Origin of the sequence: Bradyrhizobium sp. IC4059, from assembly GCF_020193615.1 — a bacterium.
Classification (GTDB): domain Bacteria; phylum Pseudomonadota; class Alphaproteobacteria; order Rhizobiales; family Xanthobacteraceae; genus Bradyrhizobium; species Bradyrhizobium yuanmingense.
Genome location: NZ_JADYVH010000004.1, coordinates 409199 through 428902, shown reverse-complemented (window position 1 = coordinate 428902; position 19704 = coordinate 409199). Strand labels below are relative to the sequence as shown.

20 protein-coding genes are annotated in these 19704 nt (G+C 65.1%); 5 read left to right on the top strand and 15 right to left on the bottom strand.

Features of this window, described 5'->3' with window-relative positions; translation table 11 throughout:
• Positions 1-4 precede the first annotated feature (4 nt).
• Positions 5-1714, top strand: a complete 1710-nt coding sequence (locus I6F12_RS15550; protein WP_225146405.1) for a DUF459 domain-containing protein — start codon at positions 5-7, stop codon at positions 1712-1714.
• A 163-nt stretch (positions 1715-1877) separates the two neighbouring features.
• Here the strand turns inward: I6F12_RS15550 and I6F12_RS15545 are convergent, their stop codons facing one another.
• Positions 1878-2252: a CsbD family protein gene (locus I6F12_RS15545; protein WP_035998251.1), complete on the bottom strand. Its 375-nt coding sequence runs from the start codon at positions 2250-2252 to the stop codon at positions 1878-1880.
• A 64-nt stretch (positions 2253-2316) separates the two neighbouring features.
• On the bottom strand, positions 2317-3054 hold the full coding sequence (locus I6F12_RS15540; RefSeq protein ID WP_225126391.1) for an SDR family oxidoreductase: 738 nt from the start codon (positions 3052-3054) through the stop codon (positions 2317-2319).
• Positions 3055-3154: 100 nt separating this feature from the next.
• Between I6F12_RS15540 and I6F12_RS15535 the strand changes: the two genes are divergently transcribed.
• Both I6F12_RS15535 and I6F12_RS15530 read left to right on the top strand, forming a co-directional pair.
• On the top strand, positions 3155-3934 hold the full coding sequence (locus tag I6F12_RS15535) for an SDR family NAD(P)-dependent oxidoreductase (RefSeq protein ID WP_225139302.1): 780 nt from the start codon (positions 3155-3157) through the stop codon (positions 3932-3934).
• Between the two features lie 96 nt (positions 3935-4030).
• The gene (locus I6F12_RS15530; protein WP_035998242.1) at positions 4031-4918 is read left to right on the top strand and encodes a TauD/TfdA family dioxygenase; all 888 of its coding nucleotides are present in this window, start codon (positions 4031-4033) and stop codon (positions 4916-4918) included.
• Between the two features lie 150 nt (positions 4919-5068).
• On the opposite strand, the gene I6F12_RS15525 is transcribed toward I6F12_RS15530, so the two are convergent.
• Complete coding sequence (locus I6F12_RS15525) at positions 5069-5713, bottom strand: YqgE/AlgH family protein (RefSeq protein WP_036021679.1); 645 nt, start codon at positions 5711-5713, stop codon at positions 5069-5071.
• Positions 5714-5855: 142 nt separating this feature from the next.
• Between I6F12_RS15525 and I6F12_RS15520 the strand changes: the two genes are divergently transcribed.
• Complete coding sequence (locus tag I6F12_RS15520) at positions 5856-6695, top strand: protein-disulfide reductase DsbD domain-containing protein (protein WP_035998237.1); 840 nt, start codon at positions 5856-5858, stop codon at positions 6693-6695.
• An 85-nt stretch (positions 6696-6780) separates the two neighbouring features.
• Positions 6781-8139 carry a flippase gene (locus I6F12_RS15515; RefSeq protein WP_225156767.1) on the top strand — a complete coding sequence of 453 codons (1359 nt, stop codon included), beginning with the start codon at positions 6781-6783 and terminating at the stop codon, positions 8137-8139.
• Positions 8140-8295: 156 nt separating this feature from the next.
• On the opposite strand, the gene I6F12_RS15510 is transcribed toward I6F12_RS15515, so the two are convergent.
• From I6F12_RS15510 to cysG, 12 genes are all read right to left on the bottom strand, one after another.
• On the bottom strand, positions 8296-9084 hold the full coding sequence (locus tag I6F12_RS15510; protein WP_225156766.1) for a 3-hydroxybutyrate dehydrogenase: 789 nt from the start codon (positions 9082-9084) through the stop codon (positions 8296-8298).
• Between the two features lies 1 nt (position 9085).
• Positions 9086-10261 (bottom strand): patatin-like phospholipase family protein, encoded by a 1176-nt coding sequence (locus tag I6F12_RS15505; RefSeq protein WP_036036932.1) that lies wholly within the window; start codon positions 10259-10261, stop codon positions 9086-9088.
• 79 nt (positions 10262-10340) lie between these two features.
• A complete protein-coding gene (locus I6F12_RS15500; RefSeq protein WP_035998228.1) occupies positions 10341-10844 on the bottom strand; it encodes a CAP domain-containing protein in 504 nt (167 codons plus the stop codon).
• Between the two features lie 107 nt (positions 10845-10951).
• Complete coding sequence (locus I6F12_RS15495) at positions 10952-11986, bottom strand: sulfate ABC transporter ATP-binding protein (RefSeq protein WP_035998225.1); 1035 nt, start codon at positions 11984-11986, stop codon at positions 10952-10954.
• On the bottom strand, positions 11976-12887 hold the full coding sequence (gene cysW, locus I6F12_RS15490) for a sulfate ABC transporter permease subunit CysW (protein WP_225156765.1): 912 nt from the start codon (positions 12885-12887) through the stop codon (positions 11976-11978). Before cysW ends, I6F12_RS15495 begins: the two co-directional genes overlap by 11 nt.
• 9 nt (positions 12888-12896) lie before the next feature.
• Positions 12897-13733 (bottom strand): sulfate ABC transporter permease subunit CysT, encoded by an 837-nt coding sequence (gene cysT, locus I6F12_RS15485; RefSeq protein WP_074447692.1) that lies wholly within the window; start codon positions 13731-13733, stop codon positions 12897-12899.
• A gap of 37 nt (positions 13734-13770) precedes the next feature.
• Positions 13771-14772: a sulfate ABC transporter substrate-binding protein gene (locus I6F12_RS15480; protein ID WP_225156764.1), complete on the bottom strand. Its 1002-nt coding sequence runs from the start codon at positions 14770-14772 to the stop codon at positions 13771-13773.
• 120 nt (positions 14773-14892) lie between these two features.
• Entirely contained in the window at positions 14893-15618 is a 726-nt protein-coding gene (locus tag I6F12_RS15475; RefSeq protein ID WP_109142443.1) for a phosphoadenylyl-sulfate reductase, read from the bottom strand.
• Positions 15615-16130, bottom strand: a complete 516-nt coding sequence (locus tag I6F12_RS15470) for a DUF934 domain-containing protein (protein WP_035998199.1) — start codon at positions 16128-16130, stop codon at positions 15615-15617. Before I6F12_RS15470 ends, I6F12_RS15475 begins: the two co-directional genes overlap by 4 nt.
• The gene (locus I6F12_RS15465) at positions 16117-17772 is read right to left on the bottom strand and encodes a nitrite/sulfite reductase (RefSeq protein WP_109142442.1); all 1656 of its coding nucleotides are present in this window, start codon (positions 17770-17772) and stop codon (positions 16117-16119) included. Before I6F12_RS15465 ends, I6F12_RS15470 begins: the two co-directional genes overlap by 14 nt.
• Before the next feature lie 11 nt (positions 17773-17783).
• Positions 17784-18101: a DUF2849 domain-containing protein gene (locus I6F12_RS15460; protein WP_035998194.1), complete on the bottom strand. Its 318-nt coding sequence runs from the start codon at positions 18099-18101 to the stop codon at positions 17784-17786.
• The gene (cysG, locus tag I6F12_RS15455) at positions 18098-19522 is read right to left on the bottom strand and encodes a siroheme synthase CysG (RefSeq protein WP_225156763.1); all 1425 of its coding nucleotides are present in this window, start codon (positions 19520-19522) and stop codon (positions 18098-18100) included. Before cysG ends, I6F12_RS15460 begins: the two co-directional genes overlap by 4 nt.
• Positions 19523-19704 lie beyond the last annotated feature (182 nt).

The following is a 19704-nucleotide window of genomic DNA, read 5'->3' as shown; positions in this document are numbered from 1 at the left end:
TCGCATGTCGAAGAAGTCCCTGTTCAAGGCGCTGACCGAGACCGGCCCGTTGATCGCGCTGGGGACGGCGCTTGCGATCCTGGTGTCGGTGGCGGCACCCGCTTCGGCGCAGTTCTTCAACTTCCCCGGCTTCGGCGGTCCGCCGCAGCGTTCGGCCCCACCACCGCCACCACGGGGCGGCGGAGGTGGCGGATGGTTCGGCGGCGACTTCTTCGCACCCTTCCAGCCGCCGCCGCAGGCGCCGCGCCAGGATTTTTCGCGCGCGCCGGCACCGGCCAAGCGCGACACCATTCCTGAGAAGAACGTGCTGGTGATCGGCGATGCCATGGCCGACTGGCTCGCTTATGGCCTCGAAGACGCCTACGCCGAGCAGCCCGACATGGGCGTGATCCGCAAGCACAAGACCACGTCCGGCCTGATCAGGTACCAGCCCAAGGGCGAGCCCGCGGACTGGGCCGCGGCGGCCAAGGGCATTCTCGAGACCGAAAAGCCCGACGTGATCGTCGTCATGCTCGGCCTCAACGACCGCGTCGCGATCCGCGAGCCGGCCGCCGACAAACCCGACAAGCCGGCCGCGGAGAAGGACAAAGATAAGAAGAACGACAAGGGTGCGCGCGCAAAGCCGCAAGGCAAGCCCAGCGACGCCAAGCCCGGCGACAGCGCCGCCAAGCCGGACGATAAGCCTGCCGACGCCGACCTGCCGCAGGACGACGCCGACAATGCCGACACGCCGGCAGCCGCGCCGGAAAAGACCGCGCGCAATCCGAACGGCCTCTACGAATTCCGTGACGAGCGCTGGGTCGAGCTCTACGGCAAGAAGATCGAGGAGCTCGCGGCCGTCCTCAAAACCAAGGGCGTGCCGGTGCTCTGGGTCGGCCTGCCCGCGGTCCGCGGACCGAAGGGCACCGCGGACACGCTGTTCCTGGATTCGCTGTACCGTGAGGGCGCGGCCAAGGCCGGCATCACCTATGTCGACGTATGGGACGGCTTCGTCGACGAAGCCGGCCGCTTCCTGCAGAAGGGCCCGGACTTCGAAGGCCAGATCCGCCAGCTCCGCAGCTCCGACGGCATCTATTTCACCAAGGCCGGCGCGCGCAAGCTCGCGCATTATGTCGAGCGCGAGATCACGCGTCTGCTTGCCGGACGCTCCGGCCCGATCGCGCTGCCGAGCGAGCCCGCGACGCCCGACACCAGCGCCGAGCCGGGCAAGCCCGCGCCGCGGCCGTTGGCCGGACCGATCGTGCCGCTGGTTGCAGCCTCGATCTCGACCGATCAATTGCTGGGCGGACCGGGCACGCGTCCCGCCGCCGTCGATGCGCTCGCCGCCAAGACCATGGTAAAGGGTGAACCGCTGGCAGCCCCGGCCGGCCGCGCCGACGATTATGCCTGGCCGCGCCGGGAAGTCGGCCGCGAGCAGGCCAAGGGCGATACGCCGATGGCGGCAACGACGCCGGACGGCGGGGCGGCTCAGGGCGCACCGGGCGCCGCCGCCGCGATCGCACCGCCAAAGCTCGCGCCGAAGAAGCCGCAGGTCGCCCCGCAACTGCCGGCCCAGGCAACGCCCACATTCCGTGATTTCTTCGGCTTCGGCTCGCCACAGCCCCCGCCGCCGCGCCAAATGGCGCCGCCGCCCGGGCCGCGCAATCCGAATCCCAATCCTGGGATCCCGCGTCCGCCGGCTAACGTCGGCCGTTCCGCCGAGATGTTCCGGTAAGGTAAGATCTCGTGTCCCGGACGCAACGCTGCACCTTCTGGTGATGCGGCGCAGAGTCGGGACCCAATTCGTGCGGCATTCAGAAAAGATGGCCCCGGCTCAGCGATGCAGCGTCTCACGCTGCATCGCTGAGCCGGGGCACGCGTGACAGGCGTTTCGGCAACTAGCCGTAATAGCGCCAGCGTGACGGCGGGCGGCGGGCGGGACGCGACATCAGCAGCGCCAGCGCGAAGCCGATGCCGCCGGCAACCAGCAGCGCGCCGAGCGGATTGTCCTGCACCTTCTGCGCAATGGCCTTCGAGCCGTCGCGGAAAGTCTCACCACTGTTCTCGTAGGCGTCCTTGGCATAGCCCGCGGCGGTGTCCGTGGCGTCGCGCACGGCATCCTTGGCCTGGCCATAGAGATTCTGCACCGTGCCCGCGGCTTCCCGCGCCTTGCCCGACGCCTGCGTCTTGGCATCGCCTGCCATGTCTCCGATCGCGCCTTCCGCGCGTCCGGCATATTCCTTCGCCGATCCAACAATCCGATCCGTGTCCATGATGATCCTCCTCGGGGGTCAGCCGAAGTAACCGATCAGACGCAGCGCGGTTCCTTAGGCCCTCCTATAGAATCAGGCCGCCATCGACGACCAGCGTCTGGCCGATGATGTAGGACGACAGCGGCGAGGCCAGGAACAGCGCCGCGCCCGCCATGTCGGCCGGCGTACCCAATCGCCGCAGCGGGATGCGTGCGAGCGCGCCTTCGAGCCGCTTCGGATTGTCGGTCGTCACCTTCGTCATCTTGGTGTCGACGAGCCCTGGCGCGATGCCGTTGACGCGGATGCCGTCCTCGGCCCAGGCCTCGCCCAGCGTCCGCGTCAATCCGACCGCACCGGTCTTCGAGGCATTGTAGGCGGGATTGCCCATGGTGGAATGATAGGCCGCGGTCGAGGACACGATGATCAGCGCGCCCTTCGCGTCCCGCAACATGGAATGAAAGCGCGTCGCGCAGGCCATCAGGCTCATCAGATTGACCTCGACGACCTTGCGGAAGCCCGCCATCTCGAATTCGCCGCGGCGGTAGATCACCGCGCCCTGCGCGAGCACCAGGATGTCGAGACGGTCGAACGGCGGCCTGAATGCTTCGATGGCATTGGGATTGCTGACGTCGAGCTGCGCGTAAGCAAGACCTTCGAGATCGGAGCCTTCGTCGGCTGAATATTCCGTTGCGTGAGCACGCGTGCCGCAGACGGCAACAGCTGCGCCCTTTGCGCGAAAGGTCTGCGCGATGCCGTTGCCGATGCCGCTGGAACCGCCGACCACCAGCACCTGCTTGCCTGAGAAATCGAGCTCGTTTGCCATTGTCGGCCTCCCCTTTTGTTTTCTGCTTGTTTGACCTGTCTGCGGATCGATGCCAGCCTTGTCAATCACAACAAGAACCAGCTCGGCGCGAGGGAACAGCATGTCCGACGTCAGGGAGCTCAGCCGGTCCGTGAAGGGGCTCACCGTGCTCGTCACTGGCGCAGCCAGCGGCATGGGGCGCGCCACTGCGCGCGTATTCGGAAACGAAGGTGCGAACGTCGCCGTCACGGATTTCGACGAGCAAGGCGCGCATGACGTCGCCAGGGAGATTGCGGCAAGCGGAGGCGCGGCAAGGGCGTGGAAGCTCGACGTCGCCGACGGCGGCGAAATCAAACGTGTGGTCGGCGATGTCGCCGCGCATTTCGGCGCCCTCGACATCGTCGTCAACAATGCCGGCATCTCCGTGCGCGTCGCGATCGACGATGAGGGCTACGAGGACGCCTGGGCGAAGGGCATCGCCGTGATGCTGACGGCGCACCCACGCATCATCCGCGCCGCGCTGCCGCACTTGCGCAAGTCGAAGAGTCCCCGCATCGTCAACATCGCCTCGACCGAGGCGCTCGGCGCCACCGCATTGCACAGCCCGTATTCGGCCGCGAAGGGCGGCGTCGTGAGCCTCACCCGCTCGCTGGCGGTGGAGCTCGGCCGCGAGGGCATCACCGTCAACTGCATCTGCCCCGGACCGATCCGCACAAAAATCACCGACCGCATCCCGGAGGAGCACAAGACCATCTACGCCAAGCGCCGCACCGCACTCGGCCGCTACGGCGACCCTGAAGAGGTCGCGCATATGACGCTGAGCCTGTGCCTTCCGGCGGCGTCCTTCCTCACCGGCGCGGTGATCCCGGTCGATGGCGGGCTGATGGCGCGGAACGCGTGAGAGCCATGCGCGCGGCGCGTTGACATCGCCGGATGCGGGAGTCATTTTTTCCACAAACAGAGCGGGGAAACCGCTCGTAGATGCGGGAGGAACGCAATGACCATCGCCATCCGGCAGCTTCAGAAACATTTCGTCGGCGAGGTGTCCGGCCTCGACTTGCGCAAGCCGCTCACGCCGGATCAGGCGCGCGAGATCGAGGCCGCCATGGACAAGTACGCGGTGCTCGTCTTCCACGACCAGGACATCACCGACGAGCAGCAGATGGCATTCGCGCTGAATTTTGGCCAGCGCGAGGAGGCGCGCGGCGGCAACATCACCAAGGCGGATGAACACCGCCTCACCTCAGGCCTGAACGACGTCTCCAACCTCGGCAAGGACGGCAAGCCGCTGCCCAAGGACAGCCGCGCCAATCTGTTCAACCTCGGCAATTGCCTGTGGCACTCGGACAGCTCGTTCCGTCCGATCCCCGCAAAATTCTCGCTGCTATCGGCGCGCGTGGTGAACCCGAAGGGCGGCAACACCGAGTTCGCCGACATGCGCGCGGCCTATGACGCGCTCGACGACGAGACCAAGGCGGAGATCGAGGATCTCGTCTGCGAGCATTCGCTGATGTATTCGCGGGGATCGCTCGGCTTCACCGAATACACCGACGAAGAGAAGGAGATGTTCAAGCCGGTGCTGCAACGGCTGGTGCGCACGCACCCCGTGCATCGCCGCAAGTCGCTGTATCTGTCATCGCATGCCGGCAAGGTCGTCGGTATGAGCATGCCCGAGGGGCGGCTATTGCTGCGCGATCTGACCGAGCACGCCACGCAACCCGAGTTCGTCTACGTGCACAAATGGAAGCTGCATGACCTCGTGATGTGGGACAACCGCCAGACCATGCACCGCGTCCGCCGCTACGACCAGTCCCAGCCCCGCGACATGCGCCGCGCGACGGTGGCAGGGACGGAGCCGACGGTGCAGCAGCAGGCGGCGGAGTAGGCCGGGTCGGAGTAGCCACAAATTCGGTCGTCGTCCCGGACAAGCGGAGCGCTGGGCAACGCGTAGCGTTGTCCGGCGCGAAGCGCCGATCCGGGGACAGCGGAGAATAACTGAGGGCAGTTGAGAGTGTGGCAATAGCGGCCGATAACGCTACGCGTGCCCGGCCTCGTTCGAGAGCATGCCGGGGTCGATACCGATCTTCTGCAAAGCACGGTTGTACTTGTCGTCGACGTCGTCGCCGAAAATCAGATCCGCGTCCGCGTCGCAATGCAGCCAGCCGTTGCTCTGGATCTCCGTCTCGAGCTGGCCCGGCGCCCAGCCGGCATAGCCGAGCGCGAGGATGGCGTGCTTGGGGCCGGAGCCGTTGGCGATGGCGCGCAGAATGTCGACCGTCGCGGTCAGGCAGACGCCGTCATCGATCCGCAGCGTGGCGTTCTCGATGTAGAAGTCGCTGGAATGCAGCACGAAGCCGCGCCCGGTGTCGACCGGCCCGCCCCGCAGCACCTTCATACTTTCGGCATTCTCCGGCAGCTTGATGTGCTCACCCTTCTTGATGATGCCGAGCTGCTGCAAGAGCTCGGGGAAGTCGATGCTGCCGGCGGGGTGGTTCACGATGATGCCCATCGCCCCCTCCGCCGAATGGGCGCAAAGATAGATCACCGAGCGCTCGAAGCGGGAATCGCCCATCACGGGCATTGCGATCAGGAGCCGGCCGTCGAGATAGCCGCCGGAACTGGGCAGCGCGGCGCCCGAGCTGCGGGTGCTTTCGCCCGTCCTCTTGCCTGTGGGAGCCATCGCTCGAGCACTCCGGTTTCAATTCCTATCCTGATGTCGGGCCGGGCGGCTGTCAAATCAAGGCTTGCGGCGAGTTGATTCGAGTGCATCCATCACAAGCAATTCAATGGTTTGGCCCTAGGTGACCCTGTAAAGACGTGCCATGTCCAGCATTGTTCCCCTGCGTGCGGCGATTGGCGTCGCGACAACCCTGCTCGCGTCGTCGTTGGCTATCGCGGCCCGTGCCGATGACGCATCGCCTTGGCAGCGCGATGGACATTCCGCGGTGCGGCTCCTGGCGGGCTCGCGCAGCGGCGCGGTGCTGCTCGGCGGTATCGCCTTCCAGCTGCAGCCCGGCTGGAAGACCTACTGGCGGTCGCCCGGCGATTCCGGCGTTCCACCCCGGTTCGACTTCTCCAAGTCCGACAATGTCGAGGCGGTGACGGTGATGTGGCCGGCACCGTTGAAGTTCGACGACGGCGCAGGCGGCCATTCCATCGGCTATCGCGACCAGGTCGTGCTGCCCCTGCGCATCGTCGCCAAGGCCGCGGACAAGCCGGTGACCTTGCGCGCGGAGATCAACTACGCGGTCTGCGAGAAGCTCTGCATTCCCGTGGAGGCCAGCGCCGAGCTCGGCTTCAACAGTGTCGCCTCGACCGAGGACGCCAACCTGCGAGCGGCGCTCGACACCGTGCCGAAGCCCGCCAATATCGGCGACCCCAATCCGCTCACCATTCGCGACGTCAAGCGGGACGGGCCCAAGAACGTAGTGGTCGATGTGGTGGCGCCGGACAGCCGCAAGGTCAATCTGTTCGTGGAAGGCCCGACGCCCGATTGGGCGCTGCCGATTCCGGCGCCGGTGCAGCCCAGCCCGCCGGGGGTCGTGCGCTTCTCGTTCGAGCTCGACGGGCTGCCGCCGGGCGCCAAGCCCGAAGGTGCAGCGCTGAAGTTCACGCTGGTCGGGCCGGAGAAGGCGTACGAGTTCAACACGAATTTGAACTAGCGTCCGCCCAACCGAATCTTAACGAATGGTTGCTAATCCCTCGCCTGCCGCTGCAGGTCGCTGGGGATTGTTCGAATTGGCCGTGATGGATGCACCACCCGCAACGACCGGACCGGCCGGGCTGGTCGCGCGGCTGCGTGCCAAGCTCGCGGGCGGATCGAGCGAGGCGTCGCTGACGCGGCGGCTCGCCGGCACCATCTTCATCATCCGCGTCATCAGCGCCGGCCTCGCTTATGTGTCGCAGGTGCTGCTGGCGCGCTGGATGGGTACGTCCGATTACGGCATCTACGTCTATGTCTGGACCTGGGTGCTGCTGCTCGGCAGCATGATGGATTTCGGCATCTCGGCCTCCGCGCAGAAAATCATTCCGGAGTACCGCGCCAACGGCGCGCACGCGCTGCTGCGCGGCTTCCTGTCCGGCAGCCGCTGGCTGACCTTTGCCGTGTCCACGCTGACGTCGCTCGGCCTTGCTGGCATCGTCAAATTGCTGTCGCCCTGGATCGATCCGGCCGAGGTGCTGCCGCTCTATATCGGCTGCATGACGCTGCCCGCTTTCGTGGTCGCCAACACCCAGGACGGCATCGCGCGCTCGCACGACTGGATGCAGCTCGGCCTGATGCCGCAATTCATCATCCGCCAGGCGCTAATCATCGGCATCACGGCGCTCGCCTTCCTGCTCGGCTATCACCTCGGCGCCGTCGCCGCGATGGTGGCGAGCCTTTGCGCGGTATGGATCGCGATGGCCGGGCAGATGGTGGTGCTGAACCGCAAGCTCGCCGATCACATCACACCGGGACCGAAGGCCTATGACGTCAAGGGCTGGCTTGCCGTCTCGCTGCCGATCCTGCTGGTCGAGAGCTTCTACCTGCTCCTGTCCTACACCGACGTGCTGGTGCTGCAGCAATTCCGTCCCTCGGACGAGGTCGGCGTCTATTTCGCCGTGGTGAAGACGCTGGCGCTGGTCTCGTTCATCCACTACGCGATGTCAGCTACGACGGCACACCGCTTCGCCGAATACAATGCCAGCGGCGACAAGGCGCGCCTGTCGGCCTACGTCGCGCATGCCATCACCTGGACGTTCTGGCCGTCGCTGGCCGCGACCATCGTGCTGCTCGCGCTCGGCAAGCCGCTGCTCTGGCTGTTCGGGCCGCAATTCACCGTCGGCTACGACATCATGTTCGTCGCCGCGATCGGGCTCGTGGTCCGCTCTGCGATCGGGCCGGTCGAGCGCCTGCTCAACATGCTCGGCCAGCAGAAGATCTGCGCGCTCGCCTATGCGCTAGCCTTCATGATGAACCTCGTGCTCTGCATCGCGCTGGTGCCGCGCTACGGCGGCCATGGCGCGGCGGCCGCGACCTCGATCTCCCTCACCTTCGAGACGGTGCTGCTGTTCTGGATCGTGCGGCAGCGGCTGGGGCTGCACGTGCTGGCGTTCGGCAAATAGACGACGATCGAAAACGCCGATCCACTCTCGCTGTCATCGCCCGGCTTGACCGGGCGATCCAGTACTCCGAGGCGGCTGTGATTAACCGAGAGGCCGCAGTGTACTGGATGCCCCGCCTTCGCGGGGCATGACCGAGAGTTGTCAGGTCGGCACGAATTACTCCGCGGTCCAGCCGCCGTCGATCGAGAGGTTGGTGCCGGTGATCTGGGCGGCGGCGTCGCTGCACAGGAACAGGGCGAGCGCGGCGACCTGCTCGGAGGTGACGAACTCCTTGGTCGGCTGCGCATCGAGCAGCACGTCGTTGATGACCTGCTCGCGCGTCAGATTGCGTGCCTTCATCGTGTCGGGGATTTGCTTCTCGACCAGCGGGGTCCAGACGTAGCCGGGGCTGATGCAGTTGCAGGTGATCTTGTGGGTCGCGACTTCCAGCGCCACGGTCTTGGTGAGACCGGCGATGCCGTGCTTGGCCGAGACGTAGGCCGACTTGAATGGCGAGGCCACCAGCGAGTGCGCCGACGCCGTGTTGATGATGCGGCCCCAGCCCTTCTTCTTCATGCCGGGCACTGCGGCGCGGATGGCGTGGAAGGCCGAGGACAGATTGATCGCGATGATCTGGTCCCATTTCTCCGGCGGGAATTCCTCGATCGGCGAGACGAACTGGATGCCGGCATTGTTGACGAGGATGTCGACCGAGCCGAACGTCTTCTCGCCAAGCGCGATCATGCCGGCGACCTCGGCGGGCTTGGTCATGTCGGCGGGCGAGTAGACCGCCTTGACGCCGAAATCGGATTCGATCTTGGCGCGCTCCTTCTCGATGTCCTCCGGCGAGCCGAAACCGTTGATGACGACGTTGGCACCGGCGCCGGCGAAGGCGCGCGCGTAAGCGAGCCCGATGCCGCTGGTCGATCCGGTCACGACGGCGTTCTTGCCTGACAGAGTACCCATTCTATTCGCTCCTTTTTGCCGGGGGCGCGGTGACGTCCCCCGTGAGATCGTAGGTCACCATGGTCTCGCCGGACTGCGGCCGCTCCAGCCAGTCCTTGTGGCGCATCGACAGGTGCACGTCACGCACGCCGGCCTCCCAATGCTCGACCATGGCAATGTGCGAGAAATCGTAATCCTTGGACGAGGATTCGTAGTTCTTGCTGCGGTAGATCAGATGCACCACGGTGACGGTGCTTTCGCGCGACACTTTCGCCAGGAATTCGACGGAAGGATCGTTCTTGAGATAGTCCGGCAATTTGCCGATCAGATCGCGCACGGCCCTGCGGGCGTTGTGCAGCTGCTTGTTCTTGTCGGTGTTCATCCGCGTGCGGCTGGAATAGCGGATGTCCTTCTCGCGCTCGGCCGCCTCCAGCAGCGAGTTCGGCAGGTCGCCGCGCGCGGAAAACAAATCGACCTGAAAGATCAGCATGTCGCGTTCGACCTCGGCATCGAGCACGTAGTCGAGCGGAGTGTTGGAGGCGATGCCGCCGTCCCAATAATGCTCGCCGTCGATGACGACGGAGGGAAAGCCCGGCGGCAGCGCGCCGGAGGCCATGATGTGCTCGGGGCCGATCTTCTTGCCGAGCTTCTTGAACGCGTAATTGTCGAAATATCTGAAATTGCCCGAGGTGACGCCGACCGCGCCGACCGACAGGCGTGTCTTCAGATCGTTGATGCGGTCGAAATCGACGAGACGCTCCAGCGTCTTCTTCAGCGGCGAGGTATCGTAATAGCTTTCGGCCTCGGGATGCCCCGGCGGCCACAGCGGCGCCGGCGGAATGCGTGGCGTGAAGAAGCCGGGCACGCCAAACGTCGCAATCAGCGCGGCACTGGTGGAATTGAACAGCTCGCGGCTGCGGTCGCTCTTGCCGACCGGCTTCCACGGCACCGGGGCCGACACCATTTCCCAGAACTCCTTGAGCCGCTCGACGCGGGTGTGCCCCTCATTGCCGGCGATGATGGCGGCATTGACCGCGCCGATCGAGATGCCGGCGACCCATTCCGGATCGAAGCCGTAGCCACACAGCGCCTGGAAGGCGCCAGCCTGGTACGAGCCGAGCGCGCCGCCGCCCTGGAGGACCAGGACGCGTTGCGCATTCGTGGGGATTGTTGCGGTTTCCGGACTATGATCGGTCATGCGGGAACAATAGCAAAAGGCTGGCCACCGTGGCGACACTCCGCCGCGACGTCAATGCATCCCCGGGATCAAGTCTGGCTTATCGAGGCTCGGTGGACGCCAGGATCATGGTCCAGAACACCTTGTATTTGGTGCCTGGAGCATAGCTCGCCGCGATGCCCAATTTTGTGACACCGCTCTTGAGCATGTTCGCGCGGTGCGGAGGCGAGTCGCGCCAGCCGGAAAACGCTTCCGCCAGCGTATGATAGCCGGCCGAGATGTTCTCGACCGCCACGGTGGCAGGATAACCGCCAGAGGCCAGACGCTTGGCGAGCGGCGCGCGGACGTCGTGGTCCATCTTGTTGGCCGCCGCCATCGCGCCCGATTGGGATTCGGCGAGCCGCGTCAAATCCGGGTCGACCACGACCGTACCGAGCCCGTTGTTCTGGCGGTATTGCGAGATCATGATCGCAGCTGCCTGGACGTCGAGCTTGGAGCCCGGCACCGCCATGTCGGCATACATCGACGGCTGCTGGACCGGTGCTTCGTTGCCGGCACAACCGGCGAGCAGCAACATGATGAGAATTGCGGCCGCAGCGCGCATGAATCGGGGCCCCCAAATGAGGGGCTGTTGTTGCATACCAACAATGGCTGAAAGGTGAATTTTGAAGAGAATTTGAGCCGTCATTCCGCGGCGGAATGACGGTGGGCTCAGCCCGCAAAAATCCGGTAGCGACGCGGATTGAGGCCGATCGTGTCGCCGGCGCGCAGTTCCTTGTCGCGGGGGGCGTCGATCTCGATGGTCTCGCCGCCGGACAGGGCTACTTCCGCCCGCTGCACCGGACCGAAATTGCGGACGTGCTGGACCGCGCCCTCGAAGGCGCCGCTGCCGGGCGGGCCGACCAGCATGTCATGTCGCCGCACGAACAGCTTCGACGCGCCAGGCGCAAGCCCATCGGCCGCCAGATCGAGCTGCCGGTCGCCGAGCCGGATCGCACCATCGCCGATCTGGATCGGCAGCACGATGGATTCGCCGATGAAGCCGTGCACGAACGCCGTCGCCGGATTGTCGTAGACGTCGTCGGGCGAGCCGATCTGCTCGATCCGTCCCTTGTCCATCACCACGACGCGGTTGGCGACTTCCAGCGCCTCCTCCTGGTCGTGCGTGACGAAGATCGAGGTGACATGGATCTCGTGATGCAGCGAGCGCAGCCATTTGCGCAGCTCCTTGCGCACCTTGGCGTCGAGCGCGCCGAAGGGTTCATCGAGCAGCAGAATGCGCGGCTCGATTGCAAGCGCACGGGCGAGCGCGATGCGCTGACGCTGGCCGCCGGAGAGCTGGCTCGGATAGCGGTCGGCGAGCCAGTCGAGCTGCACCAGATCGAGCAGCTCCTTGACGCGCGAGCGGATCGCAGCCTCATCCTTTCGGACCGCGCGCGGCTGCACGCGGAGGCCAAAGGCAACGTTCTCGAACACCGTCATGTGGCGGAACAGCGCATAATGCTGGAACACGAAGCCGACGTGGCGCTCGCGGGCTCCTTGCGCCAGCGCGTCCTCACCGTTGAAGGAGACTTCGCCCGAGTCCGGCCAGTCGAGGCCGGCAATGATCCGCAGCAAGGTGGTCTTGCCGGAGCCGGACGGACCGAGCAGCGCCAGCAGCTCACCGTCGTTGACCTTGAGATCGACGCCGTCGAGGGCAGCAAAACTGCCGAATTTCTTGACGAGATTCTTGACTTCAATGGTCACTGGCGTCTTGTCCTTCGTCGAGATGACGTTCGAGAATGGTTTTTGCGATCAGCGTGATCAGCGCCAGCATTGCGAGCAGCGAGGCGATCGCGAAAGCGGCGACGAACTGGTATTCGTTGTAGAGGATCTCGACCAAGAGCGGCATGGTGTTGGTCTCGCCGCGGATGTGGCCGGAGACGACGGAGACCGCACCGAACTCGCCCATCGCGCGCGCGTTGCAGAGCAGGACGCCGTAGAGCACGCCCCATTTGGTGTTGGGGAGGGTGACGCGGAAGAAGGTCTGCAGGCCGGAGGCGCCGAGCGAGATCGCAGCCTCCTCCTCCTGCGTGCCCTGCTCCTGCATCAGGGGGATCAGCGCGCGCGCCACGAAGGGGAAGGTCACGAAGGTGGTGGCGAGCGCAATGCCGGGGACCGCGAACAGGATCTGGATGTCGTGCTCGCGCAGCCAGCTGCCGAGATAGCCTTGCGCGCCGAACAATAGCACGAAGACGAGGCCCGAGATCACCGGGCTGACCGAGAATGGCAGGTCGATCAGCGTGATCAGGAAGGTCTTGCCCGGAAACTCGAATTTTGCAATCGCCCAGGCGGCGACGAGGCCGAACACCAGATTGAGCCCGACCGAGATCGCCGCGACGATCAACGTCAGCTTGATCGCCGCCATCGCCTCCGGCTCGGCGAGCGCGGCGAAATAGGCGAGGATGCCGCGCGAAAATGCCTGCGCGAACACGACGACCAGCGGCAGCACGACGAAGACGGTGAGAAACAGCAACGCCAGCGTGATGATGACGATGCGGACAGCGCGCGGCTCGGTGCGCAAATTGTTCCGCGCCGCCGCCGCGTGCGCGCGTGCCTGCGAGTCGGAGGCCGAGAGCGACACGGAATCTGCGATCTGCATCGTCATGGTCCGCCCTCAGCGCGCCGGGATCCGGCTCTGCGCCCAGCGCTGGAGCCGATTGACCGCGAAGATGATGACGAAGGAGACGACCAGCATGACCACCGCAATCGCGGTCGCATCGGCGTAACGGAATTCGGACAGGCGTATCACGATCAAGAGCGGCGCGATCTCGGAGACGTTGGGCAGATTGCCGGCGATGAAGATCACCGAGCCGTATTCACCGACCGCGCGGGCGAAGGCGAGCGCGAGGCCCGTGAGCAGCGCCGGCGCGAGCGAAGGCAGGATCACGCGAACGATGGTCTGCAAGCGGCTGGCCCCCAGGCTGCCCGCGGCTTCCTCGATTTCAGGGTCGAGATCCTGCAGCACCGGCTGCACGGTGCGGACAACGAAGGGAATGCCGATGAAGATCATGGCGACGAAGATGCCGACCGGCGTGAACGCCACCTTGAGGCCGAGCGCGGCGAGCGGCGCCCCCAGCCAGCCCTTCTCGGCGAACAGCGCCGTCAGCGCGACGCCGGCCACCGCCGTCGGCAGCGCAAACGGCACGTCGACGATGGCATCGAAGATGCGGCGGCCGGGGAAGCGGTAGCGCACCAGCGCCCAGACGATGATGCTGCCCATCACCAGATTGACGCAAGCCGCCGCAAAGGCGAGGCCGAACGAGACGCGTAGCGCGTTCAGGGTGCGGCGGCTGGAGAGGATGTTCCAGAACTGCTCGGGGCTGAGCTCAAGCGATCTCAGGAACAGGCCGGCGAGTGGAATCAGGATGATCACGGACAGCCAGGAAAGCGTCAGTCCCATGGTGAGACCGAAGCCCGGCAATGTCCGGCGTCGTGCTGCGAGTGCGCTCACCAGGCCCCCTGCTAAAGCCCCCTACGACAGCGCCCGATCAGTTCTTGTAAATCTGATCGAAAACGCCGCCGTCTGCAAAATGTTCCTTCTGTGCCTTGGTCCAGCCGCCGAAGACGTCGTCGATCGTGAACAGCTCGACCTTGGCGAAGGAATTTTCATACTTTTTGGCGGTCTCGGCATCGCGCGGACGGTAGAAATTGCGCGCGGCGATCTCCTGCCCTTCCTTGGTGTACCAGTATTGAAGGTAGGCGTCAGCCGCATTGCGGGTGCCCTTTTTGTCGGCAACCTTGTCCACGATCGCGACCGGCGGCTCGGCGAGGATCGACTGCGGCGGTGCAACGATCTCGAACTTGTTCGCACCGAATTCCTTGAGGGCCAGGAACGCCTCGTTCTCCCAGGCGAGCAGCACGTCACCGACGCCGCGCTCGACAAAGGTCACAGTGGCGCCCCGGGCGCCGGTATCGAGCACCGGCACCTGCTGGAAGAGCTTCCCAACGAAGTCCTTGGCCTTGTCGGCCGAACCGTATTTCTTTTGCGCAAAGCCCCAGGCGGCAAGATAATTCCAGCGCGCGCCGCCCGACGTTTTCGGGTTCGGCGTGATGACGGCAACGCCCGGCTTGATCAGATCGTCCCAGTCCTTGATGCCCTTGGGATTGCCCTTGCGCACCAGGAAAACGATGGTCGAGGTATAGGGTGATGAATTCTGCGGCAGCCGCTTCTGCCAATCCGCCGCGGTAAGGCGCTTGTTCGCGATGGCGTCGATGTCATAGGCGAGCGCCAGCGTCACCACATCGGCCTGCAAGCCGTCGATCACCGCGCGCGCCTGCGAGCCGCTGCCGCCGTGCGACTGCTTGATCTCGACGCTCTTGCCGGTTTCCTTCTGGTAGGCGCTCGCGAACGCCTTGTTGAACTCGACATAGAGCTCGCGCGTCGGATCGTACGACACGTTCAGCAAATTGATGTCGGCGGCCAGAGCCGAGCCTGCCCAGAACCCCGTCGCGAGCAATCCTGCGGCGAGCGGAACGATACGGCGCATCATGTCCATCTCCATTCACCTCGACGACATCGGCGTCATCGACGGCAGGCATAACTCGTGGCGAAACGCTCTTGTGTCAACGGAACCCGATTTTCTTGTTCGCTAGCTCGCAGCGTGACTGTGCTACGAAGTCTTCATCGTATGGATGCCGCATTCTGTCTTGGCCCGGCCGCGCCACCGGCCGGCGCGTGCATCCTCGCCCTCAGTCGTTCTGCTGGTGCAAGGCATACACCCAACCGACAGGAATCCTGACACAACCAGAGGGTGCCGCGGCAATTTAGCGCGGGTGAAGATCGCCTCGATCTCCTCGCGCGAGACGTTGGCGAAGGGATTGAACTTCAGCCGCGCGCCATCGTCCTCGACGACCGGAATGTCGGCGCGCGCATTGCCCTGAAAGCGCTTGCGGCCGTTGAGCCAGGCGCCGAACGGCTTCAGCGCACGCGCCAGCGGCTCGACCTTGCGGATGCGGCAGCAGGCGTCGGGATCGGAGAACCAGAGGTCGCGGTCGGGATCTTCGCGCGACAGCGTCTCCTCGGCCGGCTTGATCGAGCGAACGTCCTTCAGGCCCAGCGTCGCAATGAGCGTATCGCGATAGGCCAGCGTCTCCTCGAACAACCAGCCGGTGTCGAGAAAGATCACGGGGATTGCGGGATCGACATCCGACATGACCTTCAACAGCGTCGCCGATTCAGTACCGAACGAGGACACCAGCGCAAGCTTCTCGCGCCCGACCGTCTTCAGCGCCGCGGCAATGACCTCCGCAGGCGAGGCATCGCGCAAGGCGCGATCGAGCTCGTCCGCCGAAGGTAGCGCAGACACGGGCGAAACCTGAGGCGCGATCGCGTTCACGTGCCGACCCCTTCGGAGTGGCGCAATTGCATGCGCCGGTGCAGCGCGGTGATGCGGCCATCGCCGGTCGGCTGGTAGAATACCGAGTAGCGCTTGGCGGTCTGCATGAAGGCTTCCGCATCGGCCTGCTTCTTGACCTCGAAGGCATCGAAGCCGGCGCGCAGCATGAACACGAACTGGTCGCGCAGCACCTGACCGGTCGCGCGCAATTCGCCGCGGTAGTTGTAACGTTCGCGCAGCAGCCGCGCCTGGCTGTAGGCGCGCCCGTCACGGAAGGTCGGGAACACCAGCGCGACGGCGGCGATCTGGCCGAGATACGGCACGAGCTCGGCGATGTCGCGATTGTTGGGCCAGATCACCCCGACCTTTCCGGCGCGCTTGAGCAAGCCCTCGGCCTCGCCGAGGAAGCGCTCGGCGGGCACCAGGATGTCGCCGCCCTCGGGCAGCGGCGTGTCGACGGCGAGCTTGACGAAGCGGTCGTCCGTGATCTTTCCGCCATTAACGAGTGGCATAGACGCGCTCCTTGAAGGGTTCGACGCCGAGGCGCTTCACCGTGTCCATGAACAGCTCTTCGGGCCGCTCGCGCAGCGCCAGATAGGCTTCCACGATGTCCTCGACCACGTCGGCGACCTCGTCGAACTTGACGCCGGGACCGATCAGGGTGCCGAGCGCGGCGTTCTCGTCGGCACGGCCGCCGATGGTGATCTGGTAGACCTCCTCGCCGTTCTTCTCGACGCCGAGAATGCCGATATGGCCGACATGGTGATGGCCGCAGGCATTGATGCAGCCGGAGATGTTGATGTGCAGACGGCCGATCAGGTTAGCGAGCTCGTGATTGGCGAAGCGCCGCGTCAGCTCCTGCGCGATCGGAATCGAGCGGGCATTCGCCAGCGAGCAATAGTCGAGCCCGGGGCAAGCGATGATGTCGGTGATCAGGTTGACGTTGGGCGTCGCCAGCCCGAGCTTGTCGAGCGCCTTCCACAGTGCCGGCAGGTCGCGCTTGGCGACGTGCGGCAGCGCTAGATTCTGCTCGTGGCCGACGCGGATCTCGCCGAAGGAATATTTGTCGGCAAGATCTGCCAGCGCGTCCATCTGCTCGGCGGTGGCATCGCCCGGAGGCCCGCCGGTCGGCTTCAGCGAGATCGTGACGATGGAGTAACCCTGCACCTTGTGCGGGGCCACCGAGTTCTTGCGCCATGCCTCGAAATCGGGGTCGGCCGCGGCCTGGCGCAGCTCGTCCGGCATATGCGGCAGCTTCTCGTAAGCCGGATAGGTGAAGCGCGAGCGGATGTCCTCGATCACCTCCTCGTCGATCTGGAGCGAGGAGTTGCGGATATGCTGCCACTCGTCCTCGACCTCGCGCGAGAATTTCTCGATGCCGAGCTCGTGCACCAGGATCTTGATGCGCGCCTTGTAGATGTTGTCGCGGCGGCCGTACTGATTGTAGACGCGTAAGATCGCCTCGATGTAGCTGAGGATGTCGCGGCCGTGCACGAAGTGCTTGATGGTCTTGGCGATGAACGGCGTCCGGCCGAGACCGCCGCCGACCAGAACCTCGAAGCCGGTCTCGCCCTTCTCGTTCTTGATCAAGCGCAGGCCGATGTCGTGGATCTTGATCGCGGCGCGGTCGTGGTCCGAGGCGGTGATCGCGATCTTGAACTTGCGCGGCAGGAACGAGAATTCCGGATGCAACGTGGTGTGCTGGCGGATCAGCTCCGACCAGATGCGCGGATCCTCGATCTCGCCCGGCGCGACGCCGGCCCACTGGTCCGAGGTGACATTGCGCATGTTGTTGCCGGAGGTCTGCATCGCGTGGATGCCGACCTTGGCGAGGTCTTCGAGTGCATCCGGCAGCTCGGCGAGCTTGATCCAGTTGAACTGGATATTCTGCCGCGTGGTGAAGTGGCCGTAGCCGCGATCGTATTTGCGCGCGACATGGGCGAGCGCCCGCATCTGGTTCGTCGCCAGAGTGCCATAGGGAATCGCGACGCGGAACATATAAGCGTGCAGCTGCAGATAGACGCCGTTCTGCAAACGCAGGATCTTGAACTCGTCCTCGGTGAGCTCGCCGGAAAGGCGCCGCTTCACCTGGTCGCGGAACTCCGAGACGCGCTCGTTGACGAGCGTGCGGTCGATTTCGTCGTAAGCATACATAAGTGGGTGCCTTAAACCTGGGCCGGCTGTCCGATGGTGACGCCGGTGCGGCGAATCTGTTCGCGCAGATTGCCGGGCTGGACCTTGCCATCGTCGCCGATCTGCACGGGCGCGATATAGGGGCCGATGGCGCCGACGTCATCGGCCACGGCTTCCGCAAGCAACGCCTTGGCCTCGTCGGAGTTGCGCACGATCGCGGCTTCCGACAGCTCGGCGGACCAGCTCTTGGCGGCGGTGCGGTAGACCACGATGCCGTCCCAGGTGCGGTTGGCGGTCACGACCGAGGGGCCGGCGATACGGATCTTCTTTTGTTCGAGCGGAGAGGTCATTCGGCTGCATCCAATAGGTCAGAGATGATTTGTTTGGGTGTCTGGCGGCGAAGCGAGCCGGCATGCCGGACCACGTCGCCGATGATGAGGATGGCGGGACCGCCATGGATCCGCCGCACCAGTTCCGGCAGATCGCGCAGCGTGCCAATTGCGCCTTGCGCATCCGGCCGCGTGACGCGGGCGAACACGCCGACCGGCGTCTCCGGCGAGCGGCCGGCCGCGAACAAGCCTGCGCGCACGGCGGGCGCTGCGGTCATGCCCATGTAGACCACGACGGTCATCTTGGTGTCGGTCAGTGTCGACCAATCCACGTTCTCCGCATCGCGGGCCTTGTGTGCGGTGAGGAAGGTGATGCGGGTCGCTTCGTGGCGATAAGTGAGCGGCACCTCGAAATCGGCGGCGGCGCCGAGCCCTGCGGTGATGCCGGGAATGATCGAATAGGCGATGCCGGCGGCGCGCAGCGCTTCCACTTCTTCGCCGCCGCGGCCGAACACGAAGGGATCGCCGCCCTTCAACCGCACGACGCGCTGGCCCGATTGCGCGGCCTCGATCATGCGCTTGTTGATGGCGTCCTGGCCGATGCCGGGCTTGCCGACGCGGCGGCCGACCGCAAAGCGCGTGGTGTCGCGGCGAATGCGGTCGAGAATCTCGGGCGAGACCAGCTCGTCATGGAAGACGATGTCGGCGTCCTGCAAAGCGCGCAGCGCCTTGATGGTGAGCAGATCGGGATCGCCGGGTCCGGCGCCGACCAGTGCGACGGAGCCTTCCGGCTTGTCGGCGCGCGCGAATGCGGAAAGGTCGGCAATCGCCTTGAGCGATGCATCGGCTTCGCTGTTGCGGCCGGCGAGCACGGCGGCGCCGATCGGACCGTCGATGACGCGCTCCCAGAAGCGGCGGCGCAGCGGAAACTCGGCGATGCGCTCGTTGATCGACTTGCGGAAGGTGCCGATGAACTCGGCGAGTTCGCCAATGCGCGCCGGCAGCAGCGCCTCGATCTTCTCGCGTACGCGCCGCGCCACCACCGGAGAGGTGCCGCCGGTGCCGACGGCGACCACGACATCGCCGCGATCGACGATGGCCGGAAAGATGAAGCTGGAATGCTCGAGGTCGTCCATGACGTTGACGGGCAGGCCAGCCGCCTTGGCGCGAGCCGACATGGCGACACCGACATCACCTGCGCCCGCGCAGACGACGGCGATGACGCCGGAAATATCCGCCGTGAGCGGATCGCCTGCCGCGATCTCGATGCGCGCCAAGTCTTCGGAGCCGAGGCCAAGGTCGTGATTGCCATCGATCGCATGCACGCGCAGGCGCGCGCCGGCAGCGGCGAGCACGCGCAGCTTGGCGCGCAAAAGCTCGCCCGCCCCGATGAGGACCACCGGGCCGGCCTTGAGATCGAGAAACACCGGCAAGAACCGCATGTGACACTCGCTTCCCCACAAACGGGGTTGACTGGAATTATTTTCTATATATGTCTCGTTTCGAGCGCGCAAAGAGAAATTTTTTTCTTCTCTTCCGCACCGCAACTATAGAATTTTCGCCTCCAAACGCAAAGTGGCAGAGATGCATCTTCTCAAGGACGATTCCGCTGCTGATCGACTGA